Source organism: Pauljensenia sp. UMB3104 (assembly GCF_030217285.1).
Classification (GTDB): domain Bacteria; phylum Actinomycetota; class Actinomycetes; order Actinomycetales; family Actinomycetaceae; genus Pauljensenia.
Genome location: NZ_JASONN010000168.1, coordinates 1 through 313, shown reverse-complemented (window position 1 = coordinate 313; position 313 = coordinate 1). Strand labels below are relative to the sequence as shown.

At 59.1% G+C, this 313-nt stretch carries 1 pseudogene; it reads right to left on the bottom strand.

Features of this window, described 5'->3' with window-relative positions:
• Positions 1 to 313, bottom strand: a pseudogene (locus tag QP415_RS11215) (NDP-hexose 4-ketoreductase); the annotation flags it as partial.

The following is a 313-nucleotide window of genomic DNA, read 5'->3' as shown; positions in this document are numbered from 1 at the left end:
CTCGAAATCCTGATCGTCGATCGCCGATTCCTTGTTGCGACGAACTTCGGCGATCTTCTCGTCGAGTTCACGCAACTCCGGCGGAGCGGTCATACGACGAATACGCAGGCGTGCGCCTGCCTCATCGACCAGGTCGATGGCCTTGTCCGGCAGGAAGCGATCAGAGATGTATCGGTCCGCAAGTTCAGCGGCCGCCTTGATTGCTTCATCGGTGATGATGACGCGGTGGTGGGCCTCGTAACGATCGCGCAAGCCCTTCAGGATTTCGATGGTGTCCTCGACAGAGGGCTCGTCGACCATCACAGGCTGGAAG